The 17,999-nt window shown below is 68.6% G+C and carries 16 protein-coding genes; 6 read left to right on the top strand and 10 right to left on the bottom strand.

Annotation, left to right across the window (positions count from 1 at the left end; all coding sequences use genetic code 11):
- Positions 1 to 3 precede the first annotated feature (3 nt).
- The 6 genes from ACG00Y_RS12830 (at position 4) to ACG00Y_RS12855 (ending at position 7,620) form a co-directional block, all read left to right on the top strand.
- Positions 4 to 957: a protein kinase family protein gene (locus ACG00Y_RS12830; protein ID WP_394479343.1), complete on the top strand. Its 954-nt coding sequence runs from the start codon at positions 4 to 6 to the stop codon at positions 955 to 957.
- 94 nt (positions 958 to 1,051) lie between these two features.
- The gene (locus ACG00Y_RS12835; RefSeq protein WP_394479345.1) at positions 1,052 to 1,669 is read left to right on the top strand and encodes a PEP-CTERM sorting domain-containing protein; all 618 of its coding nucleotides are present in this window, start codon (positions 1,052 to 1,054) and stop codon (positions 1,667 to 1,669) included.
- Positions 1,669 to 4,263: a hypothetical protein gene (locus tag ACG00Y_RS12840; protein WP_394479347.1), complete on the top strand. Its 2,595-nt coding sequence runs from the start codon at positions 1,669 to 1,671 to the stop codon at positions 4,261 to 4,263. The genes ACG00Y_RS12835 and ACG00Y_RS12840 overlap by 1 nt, the downstream gene beginning before the upstream one ends.
- Positions 4,264 to 4,273: 10 nt before the next feature.
- Positions 4,274 to 6,337 carry an ATP-dependent helicase gene (locus ACG00Y_RS12845; RefSeq protein WP_394479348.1) on the top strand — a complete coding sequence of 688 codons (2,064 nt, stop codon included), beginning with the start codon at positions 4,274 to 4,276 and terminating at the stop codon, positions 6,335 to 6,337.
- Positions 6,338 to 6,446: 109 nt separating this feature from the next.
- Positions 6,447 to 6,821 carry a hypothetical protein gene (locus tag ACG00Y_RS12850; RefSeq protein ID WP_394479349.1) on the top strand — a complete coding sequence of 125 codons (375 nt, stop codon included), beginning with the start codon at positions 6,447 to 6,449 and terminating at the stop codon, positions 6,819 to 6,821.
- A 178-nt stretch (positions 6,822 to 6,999) separates the two neighbouring features.
- Positions 7,000 to 7,620, top strand: a complete 621-nt coding sequence (locus ACG00Y_RS12855; protein WP_394479351.1) for a PEP-CTERM sorting domain-containing protein — start codon at positions 7,000 to 7,002, stop codon at positions 7,618 to 7,620.
- 1 nt (position 7,621) lies between these two features.
- On the opposite strand, the gene ACG00Y_RS12860 is transcribed toward ACG00Y_RS12855, so the two are convergent.
- From ACG00Y_RS12860 to atpE, 10 genes are all read right to left on the bottom strand, one after another.
- Complete coding sequence (locus tag ACG00Y_RS12860) at positions 7,622 to 9,685, bottom strand: primosomal protein N' (RefSeq protein ID WP_394479352.1); 2,064 nt, start codon at positions 9,683 to 9,685, stop codon at positions 7,622 to 7,624.
- A gap of 319 nt (positions 9,686 to 10,004) precedes the next feature.
- The gene (gene hemE, locus ACG00Y_RS12865) at positions 10,005 to 11,075 is read right to left on the bottom strand and encodes a uroporphyrinogen decarboxylase (protein WP_394479353.1); all 1,071 of its coding nucleotides are present in this window, start codon (positions 11,073 to 11,075) and stop codon (positions 10,005 to 10,007) included.
- Between the two features lie 169 nt (positions 11,076 to 11,244).
- Positions 11,245 to 12,078 carry a D-hexose-6-phosphate mutarotase gene (locus tag ACG00Y_RS12870; RefSeq protein ID WP_394479354.1) on the bottom strand — a complete coding sequence of 278 codons (834 nt, stop codon included), beginning with the start codon at positions 12,076 to 12,078 and terminating at the stop codon, positions 11,245 to 11,247.
- 73 nt (positions 12,079 to 12,151) lie between these two features.
- On the bottom strand, positions 12,152 to 12,565 hold the full coding sequence (locus tag ACG00Y_RS12875; RefSeq protein ID WP_056266377.1) for a F0F1 ATP synthase subunit epsilon: 414 nt from the start codon (positions 12,563 to 12,565) through the stop codon (positions 12,152 to 12,154).
- A 76-nt stretch (positions 12,566 to 12,641) separates the two neighbouring features.
- The gene (gene atpD / locus ACG00Y_RS12880) at positions 12,642 to 14,054 is read right to left on the bottom strand and encodes a F0F1 ATP synthase subunit beta (RefSeq protein WP_394479357.1); all 1,413 of its coding nucleotides are present in this window, start codon (positions 14,052 to 14,054) and stop codon (positions 12,642 to 12,644) included.
- Between the two features lie 41 nt (positions 14,055 to 14,095).
- Positions 14,096 to 14,980, bottom strand: coding sequence for a F0F1 ATP synthase subunit gamma (gene atpG / locus ACG00Y_RS12885; RefSeq protein ID WP_394479359.1), 885 nt, complete (start codon positions 14,978 to 14,980; stop codon positions 14,096 to 14,098).
- A gap of 58 nt (positions 14,981 to 15,038) precedes the next feature.
- On the bottom strand, positions 15,039 to 16,592 hold the full coding sequence (atpA, locus tag ACG00Y_RS12890; RefSeq protein ID WP_394479361.1) for a F0F1 ATP synthase subunit alpha: 1,554 nt from the start codon (positions 16,590 to 16,592) through the stop codon (positions 15,039 to 15,041).
- Between the two features lie 39 nt (positions 16,593 to 16,631).
- The gene (locus ACG00Y_RS12895) at positions 16,632 to 17,177 is read right to left on the bottom strand and encodes a F0F1 ATP synthase subunit delta (RefSeq protein WP_394479363.1); all 546 of its coding nucleotides are present in this window, start codon (positions 17,175 to 17,177) and stop codon (positions 16,632 to 16,634) included.
- Positions 17,178 to 17,179: 2 nt separating this feature from the next.
- A complete protein-coding gene (locus ACG00Y_RS12900; RefSeq protein WP_394479364.1) occupies positions 17,180 to 17,650 on the bottom strand; it encodes a F0F1 ATP synthase subunit B in 471 nt (156 codons plus the stop codon).
- 36 nt (positions 17,651 to 17,686) lie between these two features.
- Positions 17,687 to 17,956, bottom strand: coding sequence for a F0F1 ATP synthase subunit C (gene atpE, locus ACG00Y_RS12905; RefSeq protein ID WP_394479366.1), 270 nt, complete (start codon positions 17,954 to 17,956; stop codon positions 17,687 to 17,689).
- Positions 17,957 to 17,999 lie beyond the last annotated feature (43 nt).

Here is a 17,999-nt window from a genome sequence, read left to right on the forward strand (position 1 = left end):
CCCATGCGAATGCCGAACCTGTCCCTGCCACCGCCAGCCGCTGCCGCGCCACTGGACGAAGGCCAGGCTCTGGGCGTGTGGCGGCTGGAGAAGCCGCTGCCCGACGGCGAGCAGGCCCACGCCGGCCAGTGGTACGCCGCCCACCATGCCATGGCCACCGAGCAGAAGGCGGCCGTCCTCGTGCTCGACCGCAGCGACCAGGGCGCCGGCGTCATGCTGCGCTACGCCGACCAGGCCGGCGACCTCGCCCGCCTGCAGCACCCCCGCATCGCCGTGCCCAGCGACAGCGGCGTGACGCCCGACGCCCACCCCTACCTGATCATCGAAGGCGAGCACGGCGAGCCGCTGCTGCCCCAGTTGCAGGCCATCAGCCTGCGCCAGCGCATCGAGCTGCTGGTGCAGCTCTGCGAGGCGCTGCGCTCGGCCCACCAGCAAGGCTGGCTGCTGTCCGAACTGGACCCGGCCATGATCTGGCTGGGCCCCGACGACGGCGTGCACCTGATGGGCCTGGGCTTGGCGCGCATCCCCGACCCGACCGACCCCTTCGACCGCGGCATCAGCCTGGGTGCCTCGCCGGCCTTCATCGCGCCGGAGCGCCGCAAGGGCGAGCCGCCCAGCCTGGCCAGCGAGGTCTACAGCCTGGGCGCTTTCGCCCGCATGCTGGTCTGCGGCTGGGAGGAGACGCCCCGGGGCCTGGCCCCGCTGCGCGGCAGCGCCGGCAAGGCCTGGCCCTCGCTGCGGGACGACCCGCTGACCCGGCTCGACAACCTGCTGCGCTCGGCCCAGGCCGAGTCGGCCGAGCTGCGCACCCGCGGTGCCGAAGAACTGGCCGACGAGCTGCGTGACTGGCTGGGCCTGAACCCGCCGCGCAGCGCCACTGCCCTGGTGGCGCCGGCCAAGAAGCCGACCAAGCCGCCGGCCTGGTGGCGGCGCTGGCTGCGGCCGACACAGCCTTAAAAGCCGCTAGTGCTTGCGCCCCGTTCGCGGGGTTGTCGGGATGCGCCGCACGCGGCGCTGCGCAACAATGCGCCCCCTACTTCCGGAGGCTGCCATGGCCCGTCGTTCGCTGCTCATTGCGTCACTGATCGCGCTGCCGATGGCCGCTTCCGCAGCCGGTTTCGATACCGGCGACGAAGGCTGGACGACGCCGGTGGCGCCCGTCGGCGGCACGCAAACCTGGCAGGCCAGCGGCGGCAACGGCGGCGGCTGGCTTCAGGTGGAAGACCTCGATGGCAACTCCGACATCCTGCTGACCGCGCCCGCCGCCTGGCTGGGCGACTGGTCGACCTACCTGGGCGGCACGCTGTCCTTCGATGCGCGCAACGTCAACGGCGCCTCCACCGACTGGGCCGGCTTCGGCGAAGTCCGCATCACGGGTGCGGCCGGCAGCGTGCTGCTGGACATCGTGCCCGCCGGCCTGCCGCCCGTCGGCGGCGGCTGGGCCCGGTACAGCGTGTCGCTGACACCCGCCGCCGACTGGCGCGGCGCCTCGCTGGCCAGCGTGCTCGCCAACGTGACCAGCCTGACCATCAACGGCGAATTCCACGCCGGCCCCGGCGAGGTGGTGGGCTTCGACAACATCCAGGTCACCGCCGTGCCCGAACCGGCCAGCGCCGCGCTGCTGCTGGGCGGCCTCGCGCTGCTGGCCAGCCGTCGGCGCGCGCGCTGATGGCTGCGGTTGGCGCCACGCCCGCCGGCACCGGCCTGCTGGGGCTGGGCGAACTGCGGCTCAGCCGGCCGGCCACCAAGACTCAGTGGCTGGCCTTGACGGCCAGCCTGGCCCTGGGCCTCATCGGCGCCGAGCTGGCCTGGCACCACCCACTGTCCGCCCCGCTGGCGCTGGCCGCCTGGGGCGCGGTGGCGCTGCTGGCGGCGCTGTTCTGGGTCAAGACACCGCTGCTGCTGTTCGCACCGCTGCCGCTGATCGGCCTGGCCCCCTGGAGCGGCTGGATCACCTTCGAGGAGATGGACCTGCTCGTCACGGCCTGCGGCTGCGGGGGTTATCTCGCCTACGCGCTGCAGCTCAACGCCCGCGACCGCGCGCCGGCCTGGCGCCATGCGCTGGCCTTTTCGCCGGCGGTGGTCGTGCTCATCCTGGCGCTGGTGCTGTCGACGCTGTGGGGCGTCAAGCGCGGTTTCGACGACGCGGGCGGCTTCGTCTTCGGCTGGTACCAGGGCTACCACGAGGCCATGAACTCGGTGCGCAACGCCAAGGCCTTGTTCCTGGCGCTGGTGCTGCTGCCGCTGTGGACGGCCGCCGCTGCGGCCCGGCCGCGCGGCTTCTCGCGCGGGGTGCTGCTGGGTCTGGTGCTGGCGCTGGCCGGCGCCAGCGCGTCGGCACTGTGGGAGCGGCTGGCGTTCACGGGCCTGCTGGACTTCTCCACCGACTACCGAACGACCGGCCTGTTCTGGGAGATGCACGTCGGCGGTGCGGCGCTGGACGGCTTCCTCATGTTGACGCTGCCCTTCGCCTTGCTGGGCTTGCTGCGCACGCGTTCGCCGGCGCACTTCGTGGCGGGCATGGCCATCGTGCTGCTGGCGGCCTATGCGGTGCTGACGACCTTCTCGCGCGGCGTCTACCTGGCGCTGCCGCTGGCCGTGATCCCGCTGGTGTTGCTGGCCGATGCGCAGCGCCGCCGCGCCGCATCGGGCGGGCCGGAGAGCAGCCACATCGACAGCACACTGGGCGAGGTGGACGCGCCCTTGCCGCGCCTGGCCAAGCTAGGCGCGCTGGCGCTGGCCGGCGCCTTCGCGCTGGCTGCGGCGCTGGTGTTCACCGGCGGCGGCTACCGCGGGCTGCTGGCGTTGTTGTCCGTCATGGTCATCCTGCTGGCCATGCCGCCCAGCCTGTGGCGGCCCAGCGTCGGCCAGCGGCTGACGGCGGTCATCATGGGTGCGCTGCTGGCGCTGCTGCTGGGGGCGCTCAGCTGGGCGCTGTCCACGGCCGTGCCGAAGGCGGCCTATGTGCTCAATGTCGTGGCGCTGCTGTGCTGCGCCGCGCTGCGCTGGCGCGACGTGCCCGGGCAGACGCGGCCGGTCTATGTGCTGCTGGTGACGACGGCCTGGTTCTGGCTGCTGACCACCATGGTCATCGTGGCGGACTACTGGGGCGGCACGGCCGGCCGCTGGACCTCGCTGGCCGCCGGCGTCGCGCTGGGCGCCGTGTGGAGCGCGATGCTGCTGGAGCAGCGGCTGTGGCCGCTGACGAGCACCGGCAAGGCCGGCTGGCGCAAGCGCGCCCTGCTGGTGGCCGGGCTGCTGCTGGTGATGGCCATCGTCGCGGCGCTGGGCGGCGGCGCCTACCTGCGCGACCGCATGGCGACCTGGAAGGAAGACGGCGAGACCCGCCTGACGCACTGGGAGGACGGCCTGCGCCTGCTGCACGGCGGCCAGCAGTGGCTGCTGGGCAAGGGCGCCGGGCGCTTCGTCACCAGCAATCTCTACGACGGCCCGACCCACTATCAGGTGGGGGACTACCGGTTGCGCCGCGACGAGCGCGAGTCCTTTCTGGCACTGACAAGCGGCAAGCACATGCAGGGGCGCGGTGAGCAGTTCCGCGTCAGCCAGCGCATCGACGCACCCGCGCCTGGGCCGGTCACGGTCACGGTGGTCAGCCGCACGGCGAACGACGCGCATCTGGCGCTGCAGCTGTGCGAGAAGAACCTGCTGTATCCCGAGAACTGCGTTGGCACCCAGATGGGGTTGAAGCCGATGCGCGCCGAAGGCGCCGCGCCGGACAGCCCGGGCCAGTGGCAGACCAGCAAGGTGCAGCTGGGCACTGTGCCGGCCATGGGTGGCGACTGGTGGGCGCCGCGCTTCGTGACGTTCTCGATGTCCCTGAACACGACCAGCGCACGCGTCGACATCGCTCGCATCGCCATGCATGACGCGCAGGGCCGCCCACTGCTCGTCAATGGCGACTTCAACCGCGAAATGGCGCACTGGTTCTTCTCCAGCGACCGCTATCACCTGCCCTGGCACATCAAGAACGTGGCGCTGCACGTGTTGTTCGAGCAGGGGCTGCTGGGCCTGGCGCTGCTGGGCGGCGCCTACGTGCTGGCGCTGGTGCGGCTGAGCTTCGGCCGCGGCCGCGACCACCCGCTGGCGCCGGCCATCGTCGCCGCGCTGATCGGCTTCGGCACCGTCGGCGCCTTCGACAGCCTGCTGGACGCACCGCGCATCGGCTTCGTGTTCTTCACGCTGCTGCTGCTCGGACTCGGTCTGAGGGCCTTGCCGGGGGAAGGCGTCGCGCGAGTGGCATGATGCGCGCCCCATGTCCGCCCAGCCATCCGCCGGCCTCAACCCCGCTCAGCTCGAAGCCGTCTACCACCTGAGCGGCCCCTGCCTCGTCATCGCCGGCGCCGGCTCGGGGAAGACCAAGGTCATCACGACCAAGATCGCCCAGCTGTTGACCTCGGGCTACCGGCCCAGCCAGATCGCCGCCATCACGTTCACGAACAAGGCGGCACAGGAAATGCGCGAGCGCGCCAAGGCGCTGGTGGGCAAGAAGGCGGCCAAGGATCTGGCGATCTCGACCTTCCACAGCCTGGGCGTGCGCCTGCTGCGCGAGGAAGGTACGCGCGTCGGGCTGAAGGAGCAGTTTTCCATCCTCGACAGCGACGACGTGCTCAACGTGCTGAAGGACGCCGGCAACACGACCGACATCAACCAGGCGCGGCGCTGGCAGTGGACCATCTCGCTGTGGAAGAACCAAGGCCTGGGCGCGGCCGAGGCGGCGCAGGTCGCCAAGGACGAGGACGAGCGCTCGGCCGCCGCCGTCATGGTGCGCTACCAGGAGCGCCTGGCCGCCTACCAGGCCGTGGACTTCGACGACCTCATCACGCTGCCGCTGCGGCTGCTGACGAACGACGCCGAGGCACGCGCGAAGTGGCAGGACAAGCTGCGCTATGTGCTGGTGGACGAATACCAGGACACCAACGCCGTGCAGTACGAGCTGCTGAAGGCGCTGGTGGGCGCGCGCGGCATGTTCACGGCCGTGGGCGACGACGACCAGTCCATCTACGGCTGGCGCGGCGCGACCATCGAGAACCTCAAGCGCCTGCCGGTCGACTACCCGGCGCTCAAGGTCATCCCGTTGGAGCAGAACTACCGCTCCACCGGCGCCATCCTGCGCGCGGCCAACAACGTCATCGCCGGCAACCCCAAGATCTTCGAGAAGAAGCTGTGGAGCGACTTCGGCGACGGTGAGCCGGTGGTGCTGCTGGAAGCCGACGGCGAGGAGCACGAGGCCGAGCGCGCCGTGGCGCGCATTCAGCAGCTGCGTGGCGACGGCCTGGGGCCGCAGTTCCGCGACTTCGCCATCCTGTACCGCGCCAACCACCAGGCGCGCATCTTCGAGCAGGCGCTGCGCCGCGCGCAGATCCCGTACAAGGTCTCCGGCGGCCAGAGCTTCTTCGACAAGGCCGAGATCAAGGACTTGTGCGCCTGGCTGCGCCTGCTGGTCAACCAGGACGACGACCCCGCCTTCCTGCGCGCGGTGACGACGCCCAAGCGCGGCATCGGCCACCAGACGCTGGGCGCCCTGGGCACCTTTTCGGCGCAGTGGAAGTGCAGCATGTTCGAGGCGCTGTTCTCCGAGAGCCTGGCCACCACGCTGACCAAGCGCGCGCTGGACGGCCTGCACGAGTTCGGCCGCAGCGTGAACGAGCTGCAATACAAGGCCAGGCACACCGAAGGCCACATCGCCGCGCACGCGATGCTGATGGAATGGCTGAAGGACATCGCCTACGAAGCCCACCTGCTCGACAACGAGGAGAACGAGAAGGTCGCGCAGGCGCGCTGGGGCAATGTGCTGGACTTCGTCGACTGGGTGGCCAAGCGCTGCGGCGGCCAGCAGAGCGAGGAAGGCGGCGTCAGCTTCACCGAGCCCAAGCAGAGCGTGCTGGACGTGGCGCAGACCATCTCCGTCATCCTGTCCCTGGCCGAGCGCGGCGACGAGCAGGACCAGGTCACGCTGACGACGCTGCACGCCTCCAAGGGGCTGGAGTGGCCGCATGTCGTGCTGGCCGGCGTCAACGAGGGGCTGCTGCCCTTCAAACGCGAGGAGGCCGAGCTGACGGCCGAGGCGCTGCAGGAGGAACGCCGGCTCATGTACGTGGGCATCACCCGCGCGCGCACGACGCTGGCCGTCTCCACGCTGCGCCGGCGCAAGAAGGGCCGCGACACTGTCGTCGGCATTCCCAGCCGCTTTCTGGCCGAGATGAAGCTACACGAGGGCGATACGCGCGAGGACCCGCGCGAAAAACTCAAGCGCATGCGGGCCGAACTGGCCGCCAAAGCAGCGGCGCGGGCGGCGTCAAGCGCCGGTAGCGACTGAATCGCCCATTCGCGGGGGGTCCCCCCAAGCGCGTGAAGTCTTCACAACCATGCCGCGCTAGGCTGCGAACAATGCGTTACGGTCCTTTTCGACACGGTGAGTCCGCATCATGAAATCCCTCCTCCTTGCTGCTGCCCTCCTGACCCTGAGCGTCACCGCCCCGGCAGGCGCCGCCCGTGATGTCCAGTCGCTGGCGGCTGCAGACAGGGCGCAGGCCGTCATGGTGGCTGACGCCGGCCGGCTGGGTTCGGCCAGCCTGACGGCGTTGAATGACGGCCCCTGGACCACGGCAGAGCGGCGCAGCGAGCCGGAAGCGCAGTTCGGCAACCAACACATGGATGTCGACACCGGCATGCTGCTGCTCGGCCTCGGCGTGCTCGCTTTCATGCTGTCCCGCCCGGCCGTGCGCGCGCTGCGCCGCCAGGAGCAACAGCGCCGCGCGGCCGCACTGGCCAGCACGCTGCAGGGCCGCGAGCACGGCTGAGCGCCCCCACTCCGCAACAGGCCGGCCTTGCGCCGGCCTTTTTGTTTTCTGCGGCGGCACGCGCGGCGACTCCCCCTGCTTCGGTGGCCGCGCGATCGGCCTGTGACGGATGCACGGCGAGGTTTTGGGAAGCCGCGGAACACTTCGCTACATCAACAACCCGCCCTCTGACAATCCCATGAAGTCCCTGCTCCTCACCGCCGCCCTGCTCAGCTCCAGCGCCTTCGCAGCCGACCCGAACCTGGTCACCAACGGCAGTTTCGAAACCACCGCCGTGAATGCCGGCAACTGGCTGCTCAGCCCCACGCTGGAGGGTTGGAGCGTGCTGGCCGGCCCGGCCAACTTCGAGATCCGCAACAACGTGGTCGGCAGCGCCCAGGACGGCAGCAACTTCATCGAGCTGGACACCACGGGCAACACGACCATCGCCCAGAGTTTCGCCAGCCTGACCGCCGGCGCCAGCTATGCGCTGAGCTTCTGGTACGCCCCGCGTGCCAATGTGGCGGCAGCGAGCAACGGCATCGAGGTGCTGTGGAACGGCCAGCAACTGGGCACCACGCTCACCGGCAATGGCGGCAGCGCTCCGGCCTGGACGCAGTACAGCTTCAGCGTCAGCGCGCTGGCCGGCAACAACACGCTGAGCTTCCGCTCGGTGGGCGCCAGCGACTCGCTGGGTGGCTCGCTGGACAACGTCAGCCTGACCTCGGCCGTGCCGGAACCCAGCGGCTACGCGCTGCTGCTAGCCGGCCTGGGCGCCGTGGGTCTGATCGCCCGCCGCCGCGGCAGCGTCACTCGCTGAATCAGATCGCCAGCGGGTCCACGTCGACCGCCCAGCGCAGCACGGCCTTGTGCTCGCGCTTGAGCGCGATCAGCGCCGGCACCCAGTCGCGCAAGCTGGCCTGCAACCGGGCCCGCTGCGTCGCTTCCACCAGCATCTGCATGCGCTCGACATCCGCCACGCGCGCCACCGCGTGCGGCACGGGCGGGTAGACGAGCAACTGCTCGTCCTGCAGCAGCGCCGCTGCGGCCACCAGGAAGGCCTTGGCCGCCTCCACCGTGCGAGCCTCGGCGCGCAGCAGGGCAAGGTGCGAGAACGGCGGCAGGCCGGCCGAGCGGCGCTCGTCAAGCTGGGTCTTGGCGAAGCGCACGTAGTCGTGCCGTGCCAGCGCCTGGTAGAGGGCATGCTCGCGGTGCCAGGTCTGCACCCACATCTCGGCCGGTGAGTCGCTGGAAGCGTCCCGCCCCGCCCGGCCGCCGGCCTGCATCAGCAACGCGAACAGGCGCTCCGGCGCACGGAAGTCGCTGCTGAAGAGCGCGCCGTCCGGGTTCACCGCCGCGACGAAGCGAATGCGCCGGAAGTCGTGGCCCTTGGCGATCATCTGCGTGCCGACGAGGATGTCCACATCGCCGTCGTGCACGGCCTTGAGCTGCGCCTCCAGTTCGCCCTTTCGGCGCGTCGAGTCGGCGTCGATGCGTAGCACGCGCGCGCCGGGCAAGGCCTCGGCGAGCTGCTCCTCCAGCCGCTCGGTGCCGCGGCCTATGGGCGCGATGTCGGGGTTGCCACAGTTGGGGCAGGCGCTGGGCACGCGCTCCGTGAAGCCGCAGTGGTGGCAACGCAGCGTGCGGTCGCGCTTGTGGAAGACGCGCCAGGCGCTGCAATGCGGGCAGTCGCTCTTCCACTGGCATTCGCCGCAGTGCAGCACCGGCGCATAGCCCCGGCGGTTCAGGAACACCAGGCTCTGCTCGCGGCGCTCCAGCCGGGCCTTCAACTCGGCCAGCAGCGGCGCGGTCAGCGCGGTCGTCACGCCGGCGGTGGGCGGCAACGCCTTCATGTCGAAGAGCTTCACACGCGGCAAGGCGCCGCCGCCGATGCGGGCCGCCAGCGTCAGGCGCTCATAACGGCCACTCTCAGCGTGCTGCCAGCTCTCCAGCGACGGCGTGGCCGAGCCCAGCACGACGGGCACCTTCAGGTCGTGCGCGCGCCAGACGGCCAAGTCGCGCGCCGAGTAGCGGGCGCCGTCCTGCTGCTTGTAGGAGGGATCATGCTCTTCGTCGACAACGATCAGCCCCAGCTCGGGCATGGACGCGAACACCGCCAGCCGCGTGCCGAGCACGAGCCGCGCGCGGCCGAGGTGGGCGGCCAGCCAGTTCTGCAGGCGCTGGGCCGGCGTCAGCGCGCTGTGCAGCGAGACGATGGCCAGCGGCTCAGGGCAAGTGGCAGCAAACCGCTCGGTGAAGCGGGCTTCGAGCTGCGGCGTCAGGTTGATCTCGGGCACCAGCACCAGCACCTGGCGGCCGGCCGCGAGCGCGGCCTCGGCGGCGCGCAGGTAGACCTCGGTCTTGCCGCTGCCGGTCACGCCGAACAGCAGCGCCGGCTTGGGCGAGTCGCTGGCCAGTTGCGCCTGGATGCGCGCCACGGCCTCGGCCTGCTCGGGCGCCAGCGGCGGCTTCACGGGCTCGGCGACGGCGGCGCTGGCGGGCTTCTTGTCCAGCTTGCGCAGGCGGGCGGCGAGCTGCTCGGGCGACAGCTCGCGCAGCTGCGGCGGCAGCACCGCGCTGGCCAGTTCGCCAACGCTGCGCTGGTAGTAGCCGGCCGCGAAGTCCAGCAGCCGGCACCAGTCCGCGCCCAGCGGCGGCAGCACGCTGAACACGGCCGCCACCGGCCGCAGCGCCATCTCGGGCTGGCCGACCGCCTCACCCGGCCAGACGACGCCCAGCAGCTCCCGCTTGCCCAGCGGCACGCGCACCAGCGTGCCCGATGCGAGCGCCTGCTCACTGGCGTAGTCAAGCGGGCCGTTCAGGCCGCTGTGCTGCGGGGCATCGACGGCAACGCGCACCGTCACGGCGCCCCCAGTTTCAGCCATGCGCAGCTCCGCGCTTCTTGTGAAGCAGTGGCTCAGCAAGCGGCTGCAAGTGCATGATTCTTAAAGGCTCTTGGGTTGCCCACAATTTCTGTGGATAAGTTTGTGAGCAAATCCCTAGTCGAGAACCAACAGCGAGCAGGAGCTCCGCACCTCGCCCCAAATTCGTTCCCCGACGCCCCCGAGGCGGGGCCTTGAAAATCAAGCACTTAGCACGAATTCGGGAAAACTCTTAGGTGCATCGCACCAATCCTCGCCAGCGTCGCACGCCCCCCAACTTTTGGGGATAAGTCACCGGGCAAGTGCAGATTTGACGGCCCCTTCAGAGCGCCGCGCGCAGGGTGCGGGAATGGCTGTGCACCTCGTCCACCAGGGCCGTGACGCTCTCCGGCGGCGTGAACTGGCTGATGCCGTGGCCCAGGTTGAAGATGTGGCCCGGGCCCGGGCCATAGCTGTCGAGCACCTTGCGCGCCTCCGCCCGCACGGCCTCAGGCGGCGCGAACAGCACGTTGGGGTCGAGGTTGCCCTGCAGCGCGACGCGGTCGCCGACGCGGGCTCGCGCGGCACCGAGGTTCATCGTCCAGTCCAGGCCCACGACGTCGGCACCGGCGTCAGCGATCTCGTCCAGCCACAGGCCGCCACCCTTGGTGAACAGGATGCGCGGAATGCGCTGGCCGTCATGCTCGGTCTTCACCTGGCTCAACACCTGACGCGAATAGGCAAGGCTGAATTGCTGGAAGGCGCCGTCCGCGAGCACGCCGCCCCAGGAGTCGAACAGCATGACGGCCTGGGCGCCAGCTTCGATCTGCGTGTTCAGGTAGGCCGCCACGGCGCGGGCGTTCACGTCGAGGATGCGGTGCATCAGGTCCGGGCGCGCATACATCAGGCTCTTGACCAGCCGGTAGTCGTCCGAGCCGCCGCCTTCGACCATGTAGCAAGCCAGCGTCCACGGGCTGCCCGAGAAGCCGATCAGCGGCACACGACCGTTCAGCACGCGGCGGATGGACGTGACCGCGTCGAAGACGTAGCGCAGCTTGTCCATGTCGGGCACTTCGAGTGCCGCCACAGCCGCCTCGTCGCGCACGACTTTCGCGAACTTCGGGCCCTCGCCCTGCTGGAAGGACAGCCCCAGGCCCATCGCGTCGGGCACGGTCAGGATGTCGCTGAACAGGATGGCGGCGTCCAGCGGGTAGCGCGCCAGCGGCTGCAGGGTCACCTCGGTCGCGTAGTCCGTGTTCGTCGCCAAACCCATGAAGCTGCCGGCCTTGGCCCGCGTGTCGCGGTACTCCGGCAGGTAGCGACCAGCCTGGCGCATCAGCCAGACGGGCGTGTGGTCGGTCGGCTGGCGCAGGCAGGCGCGCAGGAAGTTGTCGTTTTGCAGGGGGGCGAACATGTCCGAAATTATCAGCGCTCCCATGCGTCTCCCGGTGCGGTGCGCGGGAACGTCGTTCACGAGGGCTGGGCGGTCTTTTCGGCGCGAAACGCCGCCATGACCCGCACCCTTGCCGCATTGGTCATCGCCGCCAGCCTGTCGAGCTACGGCCCACAGGCGGAGGCGGTCGTTACTCCAGCCGAAGGCTCTGCCGCCCGACCCAGCTCTCGCCAGCCGGCAGCTCCACGGGGCGGCCGACGCAGGCCGCCTCCACGCACAGCATCTCCGACCAGCCCTCGGGCGGCATGTCGGCCAGCTTGGCGCAGCGCTCCGGGCCGGGGTTCCAGATGACCGCATCCTCGAAGCCCTGATGGCGGACGACCACCTGCCGGCGACCCTCGGTCACCAGCAGCGGTCGCTCTTTCACGCCGTAGTAGACGCGGTCCAGGTCCAGCACGCCGTTCTCGCCGGTCAGCAGCAAGTCCATGCGCTGCAGCGCCTCGGCCTGCTTGATGCTGTCGTGATAGCGCAGCCCGGCCAGGCCTTCGACGCTGACGGCGTCCAGGTCGCCCACACGCAGATAGGTGTGCAACGCGGCGGTGAACTGCAGCGGCACGTCACCGAGGTTCTCGCAGGCCAGTTCGACGTCCAGGCTGCTGCCGCCCACGCGCACGCTCAACTCCAGCTCGAAGGCATGGGGCCAGATGGCGCGCGTGGCCTCGCTGTCGCGCAGGCGCAGCACGGCCAGCGCGTCGTCCTTGCCCTGCTCCTGCTGTACCAGCTCCCACGGCAGGGTGCGCGCAAAGCCGTGCCTGGGCAGCGGACCGCCCTCGGCAAACTGCGGAAAGCAGACCGGCACGCCGCCACGGATGGCCTTGCCGGGCGTGAACGCGCTGCGCGGGGACAGGTAGAGCTGCTCGGCGCCGCCGGCGGGCTTCCAGGACAGCACCTGACCGCCATGCAGGCTCAGCGTGGCGGTGGCGCCATCGGGCGCGGTCAGTGAGATGGCGTCGTTCGCGGTCATGGTTTGGCCTTAGCAAAAACAAACGGCAGGCGCGTGGCCTGCCGTTATGGTCTCACCCTCGTGGGCGGGAGCCTTACTTCTTGCGGAACTTGCGCAGCGCCGCGACCTGGGCCGCCAGCGTCAGCAGCTCGTTCTGGATCGCCGCCTGGTCGAGTTCGCTCTTGGCATTCTTGAGCGCTTCCTCGGCCTGCTTCTTGGCTTCGACCGCCTTGGCTTCGTCGAGGTCCTTGCCGCGGATGGCGGTGTCGGCCAGCACGGTCACGCGGTTGGGTTGCACTTCGAGAATGCCGCCGGCGACGAAGACAAACTCTTCGGTGCCGTCGGGCCGCTCGATGCGCACGGCGCCCGGCTTGATGCGGGTGATCAGCGGCGTGTGCTTGGGCAGGATGCCCAGCTCGCCACTCTCGCCCGGCAGGGCGACGAACTTGGCCTCGCCCGAGAAGATCTGCTCTTCGGCGGAGACCACGTCGACGTGGAGGGTTGCCATGTTCAATCTTCCTTAGCGAATCAAAGTTGAAGAAGGTTCTGCGAGAGACGGGGTGCGCGAGTCACCCCTGTCAAACTCACTGAATCTTCTTGGCCTTTTCAAACGCCTCATCAATCGTGCCGACCATGTAGAACGCCTGCTCCGGCAGGTGGTCGCACTCGCCAGCCACGATCATCTTGAAGCCGCGGATGGTTTCCTTCAGCGGCACGTACTTGCCGGGCGAGCCGGTGAAGACTTCGGCGACGTGGAAGGGCTGCGACAGGAAGCGCTGGATCTTGCGGGCGCGGGCGACCGACAGCTTGTCTTCCGGGCTCAGTTCATCCATGCCCAGGATGGCGATGATGTCGCGCAGTTCCTTGTAGCGCTGCAGCACCTGCTGCACGGCACGCGTTGTCGAGTAGTGCTCTTCGCCGACGACGTTGGGGTCGATCTGGCGGCTGGTCGAGTCCAGCGGGTCTACGGCGGGGTAGATGCCCAGCGAGGCGATGTCACGCGACAGCACGACGGTGGCGTCCAGGTGGGCGAAGGTCGTGGCGGGCGACGGGTCGGTCAAGTCGTCCGCAGGGACGTAGACGGCCTGGATGGAGGTGATCGAGCCGACCTTGGTCGACGTGATGCGCTCCTGCAGGCGGCCCATTTCCTCGGCCAGCGTCGGCTGGTAGCCCACGGCGGAAGGCATGCGGCCCAGCAGTGCGGACACTTCCGTGCCGGCCAGCGTGTAACGGTAGATGTTGTCCACGAAGAACAGCACGTCCTTGCCTTCGTCGCGGAACGACTCGGCGATGGTCAGGCCGGTCAGCGCGACGCGCAGACGGTTGCCCGGGGGCTCGTTCATCTGGCCGTAGACCATGGCGACCTTGGAGTCTTCCAGCTTGTCCTGGACCACGACGCCCGAGTCCGACATCTCGTGATAGAAGTCGTTGCCCTCACGGGTGCGCTCACCCACGCCGGCAAACACGGACAGACCCGAGTGCGCCTTGGCGATGTTGTTGATGAGCTCCATCATGTTGACGGTCTTGCCGACGCCGGCGCCACCGAACAGACCCACCTTGCCGCCCTTGGCGAACGGGCAGATCAGGTCGATCACCTTGATGCCGGTTTCCAGCAGGTCCTGCGACGGGCTCAGCTCGTCGTAGGCGGGTGCGGCACGGTGGATGGAGGCGGTCAGCTCGGCCGAGACCGGGCCGCGCTCGTCGATGGGGTTGCCCAGCACGTCCATGATGCGGCCGAGGGTCGCCTTGCCGACCGGCACCTGGATGGTGTCGCCGGTGTTGAAGACTTCCGTGCCGCGGCGCAGGCCGTCGGACGAGCCCAGCGCGATGGTGCGGACGACGCCGTCGCCCAGCTGCTGCTGGACTTCCAGCGTCAGGGCCGAGCCTTCCATCTTGAGTGCGTCGTACACCTTGGGCATGCGGTCGCGCGGGAATTCCACGTCAACGACGGCGCCAATGCACTGAACGATCTTGCCGACTGCTTGAGTGTTAGACATTTGTGCGTTCCTTCAATTCAAATCTTTGCGTTCGGGCTGGATCAGCCCACCGCGGCCGCGCCGCTGACGATCTCGGAGAGTTCCTTGGTGATCGCGGCCTGGCGGGTCTTGTTGTAGACCAGCTTCAGCTCGCCGATCAGCGTGCCGGCGTTGTCCGTCGCGGCCTTCATGGCCACCATGCGGGCAGACTGCTCGCTGGCCATGTTCTCGGCGACGGCCTGGAAGACCAGAGCTTCCGTGTAACGCAGCAGCAACTCGTCGATGACGGTGGCAGCGTCGGGCTCGTAGATGTAGTCCCAGTCATGCGCCGGTGCACCGTCTGCATCAGGCGTGGCCAGCTCGTCGGCCTTCAGCGGCAACAGCTGATGCACCTTGACCTCTTGCTTCATCGTGTTGATGAACTGCGTGTAGCAGAGGTAGACGGCGGACAGACGGCCTTCGGCATACGCGTCGAGCAGCACCTTGACCGGGCCGATCAAGGCCTCGATGTGGGGCTGGTCGCCAAGCTGGGTGGCATGAGCGACGACGCGGGCGCCGATGCGGTTCATGAAGCCCAGGCCCTTGCCACCGATGGCAACGACTTCGGCCTTCTGGCCCGCGGTTTCCAGCTCCTTGAGCTTGACCGTGACGGCACGCAAGAGGTTGGTGTTCAGGCCACCGCACAGGCCCTTGTCCGTCGTCACCACCACCACGCCCACCGACTTCGCATCCTCGTTCTTGACGAGGAAGGGGTGGCGGTACTCCGGGTTGGCCTTGGACAGGTCGGCCGCGATGTTGCCGATCTTCTCGGCATAAGGCCGAGCCGACCGCATCCGCTCCTGCGCCTTGCGCATCTTGGACGCGGCGACCATTTCCATCGCCTTGGTGATCTTCTTGGTGTTCTCGACCGACTTGATCTTGCCGCGGATTTCTTTGCTTGAAGCCATGCGAACTCCTAGTCAGTGCGGGGCGGAGTGAAAACTCCGCCCCACGTGTTCCGTGGCTTTAGGCGAACGACTTCTTGAAGGAAGTGATCGCGGCGGTCAGTTCGGCTTCGGCATCCTTGTCCATCGCCTTCTTGCTCTCCAGCGTGTCGAGCAGTGCAGCGTGGCTGGACTTCAGGAACTGGTGCAGCCCGTGTTCGAAGGCCAGAACCTTCTTCACCTCGATGCTGTCCATGAAGCCCTTGTTCGCGGCGAACAGCGACGCGGCCATCAGCGAGATGGGCAGCGGCGAGTACTGGGCCTGCTTCAGCAGTTCCGTCACGCGGGCACCGCGGTCCAGCTGCTTGCGGGTGGCTTCGTCCAGGTCGGAAGCGAACTGCGCGAACGCGGCCAGCTCACGGTACTGCGCCAGGTCGGTACGGATACCGCCGGACAGCGACTTGATCAGCTTGGTCTGGGCAGCACCACCGACGCGCGACACCGAGATACCGGCGTTGATGGCGGGGCGGATACCGGCGTTGAACAGGCTGGTTTCCAGGAAGATCTGGCCGTCGGTGATCGAGATCACGTTGGTCGGCACGAAGGCGGACACGTCGCCGGCCTGCGTCTCGATGATCGGCAGCGCCGTCAGCGAACCGGTCTTGCCCTTGACTTCACCCTTGGTGAAGGCTTCGACGTAGTCGGCGTTCACGCGGGCGGCGCGCTCCAGCAGGCGGCTGTGCAGATAGAACACGTCGCCGGGGTAGGCTTCGCGGCCCGGCGGGCGGCGCAGCAGCAGCGAGACCTGACGGTAGGCCACGGCCTGCTTGGACAGGTCGTCGTAAATGATCAGCGCGTCTTGGCCGCGGTCGCGGAAGTACTCGCCCATCGTGCAGCCCGAATAGGCCGACACATACTGCATCGCGGCGGACTCAGAAGCCGAGGCGGCGACGACGATGGTGTACTCCATCGCACCCGCCTGCTCCAGCGAGCGCACCACGTTCTTGATCGACGACGCCTTCTGGCCGATGGCGACGTAGACGCAGGTCATGTTCTGACCCTTCTGGTTGATGATCGCGTCGATGGCGACGGCGGTCTTGCCCGTCTGACGGTCACCAATGATCAGTTCGCGCTGGCCGCGGCCGACGGGCACCATGGAGTCGATGGACTTCAGGCCGGTCTGCACGGGTTGGTCGACGCTCTTGCGCGCGATCACGCCCGGTGCGACCTTCTCGATGACGTCGGTCATCTTGGCGTTGATCGGGCCCTTGCCGTCGATGGGCTGGCCCAGCGCGTTGACGACGCGGCCGATCAGCTCGGGGCCGACCGGCACTTCCAGGATGCGGCCCGTGCACTTGACGGTCTGGCCTTCCGAAAGGTGCTCGTAGGCACCCAGGATCACGGCGCCGACCGAGTCGCGTTCCAGATTCAGCGCCAGACCGAAGGTCTGCGTGCCATCCGGCGCGGCTTCAAATTCGAGCATCTCGCCCTGCATCACGTCCGAGAGGCCGTGGACGCGGATGATGCCATCCGACACCGACACGACGGTGCCCTGGTTGCGGATGTCAGCGCTCGGGGTCAGACCCTCGATGCGGCTCTTGATCAGTTCAGAAATTTCTGCAGGGTTCAGTTGCATGTCGGTCTCCACCCCGGCCGGGGCCAGGGGGTTGGATGTTTAGGCAATCAGGGCGGTCTTCATCCGCTCGAGGCGGGCGCGCACGGACGTGTCAAGCACTTCGTCGCCCACGGTGGCGCGCACACCGCCGATCAGCGAGGCATCGACCCGCACGTCCAGCGTCAGCTTGCAGCCAAAGCGCTTTTCGAGCACCTCGGTCAACTCGGCAAGCTGGGCCGCGTCGAGCGGGAAGGCGCTTTCCACGGTGGCTTCGGCTGCGCCGAACGAGGCGCTGGCCAGCACATGGAACTGCGCGACCGCTGCCGGCAGCGCGTCCAGCCGGCGGTTGTCGAGCACCGTCTGCAGGAAGTTGCGAACACCCGGCAGCAGCGGCTGGCCCAGCTGCCTTTCGGCAGCCTCGGCAGCCACGCCGGCGACCTGGTCGACGGAGGCCTTCGGGTTGTCGGCGAACTGGCGCAGCGCGGCATCACCCGCCACGGCGGCCAGCGCGTCGAGCTGACCGCGCCAGGCGGCCAGGTCGGCATTGCGGGCGACCTGGAACAGCGCCTCGGCATACGGGCGTGCAATGGTGGCGAGTTCAGCCATGCTCAGAGCTCCTGCTTCAGACGGGTCAGCAACTCGGCGTGAACGCCGGCGTCGACTTCCTTGCGCAGGATGGCTTCGGCGCCCTTGACCGCCAGCGCGGCGACCTGCTCGCGCAGCGCCTCGCGGGCACGCACGACTTGCTGGTCGGCATCGGCCTTGGCCTGCGCGACGATCTTGGCGGCCTCGTCCTCGGCACGCTTCTTCGCCTCCTCGACGATGGCCGCGGCGCGCTTTTCAGCGTCGCCCAGCAGCTTGGTCGAGTCGGTGCGCGTCTGCGCGAGCTGTGCTTCCACCGCCTTGTTGGCGGATGCAAGCTCCGTCTTCGCGCGGTCGGCCGCAGCCAGTCCGTCGGCGATCTTGGCGGCGCGCTCGTCGAGCGCCTTGGCAATGACCGGCCAGATGAACTGGGCAGTCACCCACGCGAGGATCGCAAACGGGATCCACTGGATCCACAGTGTTGCGTTGATGTTCACGGCTTAGCTCCTTTCAAGCGTGAAAGGGGACCGTGATTACTTCGGGGCGAACTGGATGAAGGTCGCAGCGAACGGGTTGGCGAACGCGAACAGCAGGGCGATGGCAACGCCGATCAGGAAGGCCGCGTCGATCAGACCGGCCAGGATGAACATCTTGGTTTGGAGCTGGTTCATCAGTTCCGGCTGGCGAGCCGAGGACTCCAGGAACTTGCCGCCCATCAGTGCGATGCCGATCGAAGCGCCGACAGCGCCGAGGCCCACGATGATGCCGCAAGCCAGAGCAACCAGACCGAGGATGTCGTTCATTTGAAATCTCCTAGAGACAGTAAAGGAAAGGGAAAGGAAAGGG

Origin of the sequence: Pelomonas parva (assembly GCF_043555835.1) — a bacterium.
GTDB classification, from domain to species: Bacteria; Pseudomonadota; Gammaproteobacteria; order Burkholderiales; family Burkholderiaceae_C; genus Pelomonas; species Pelomonas parva.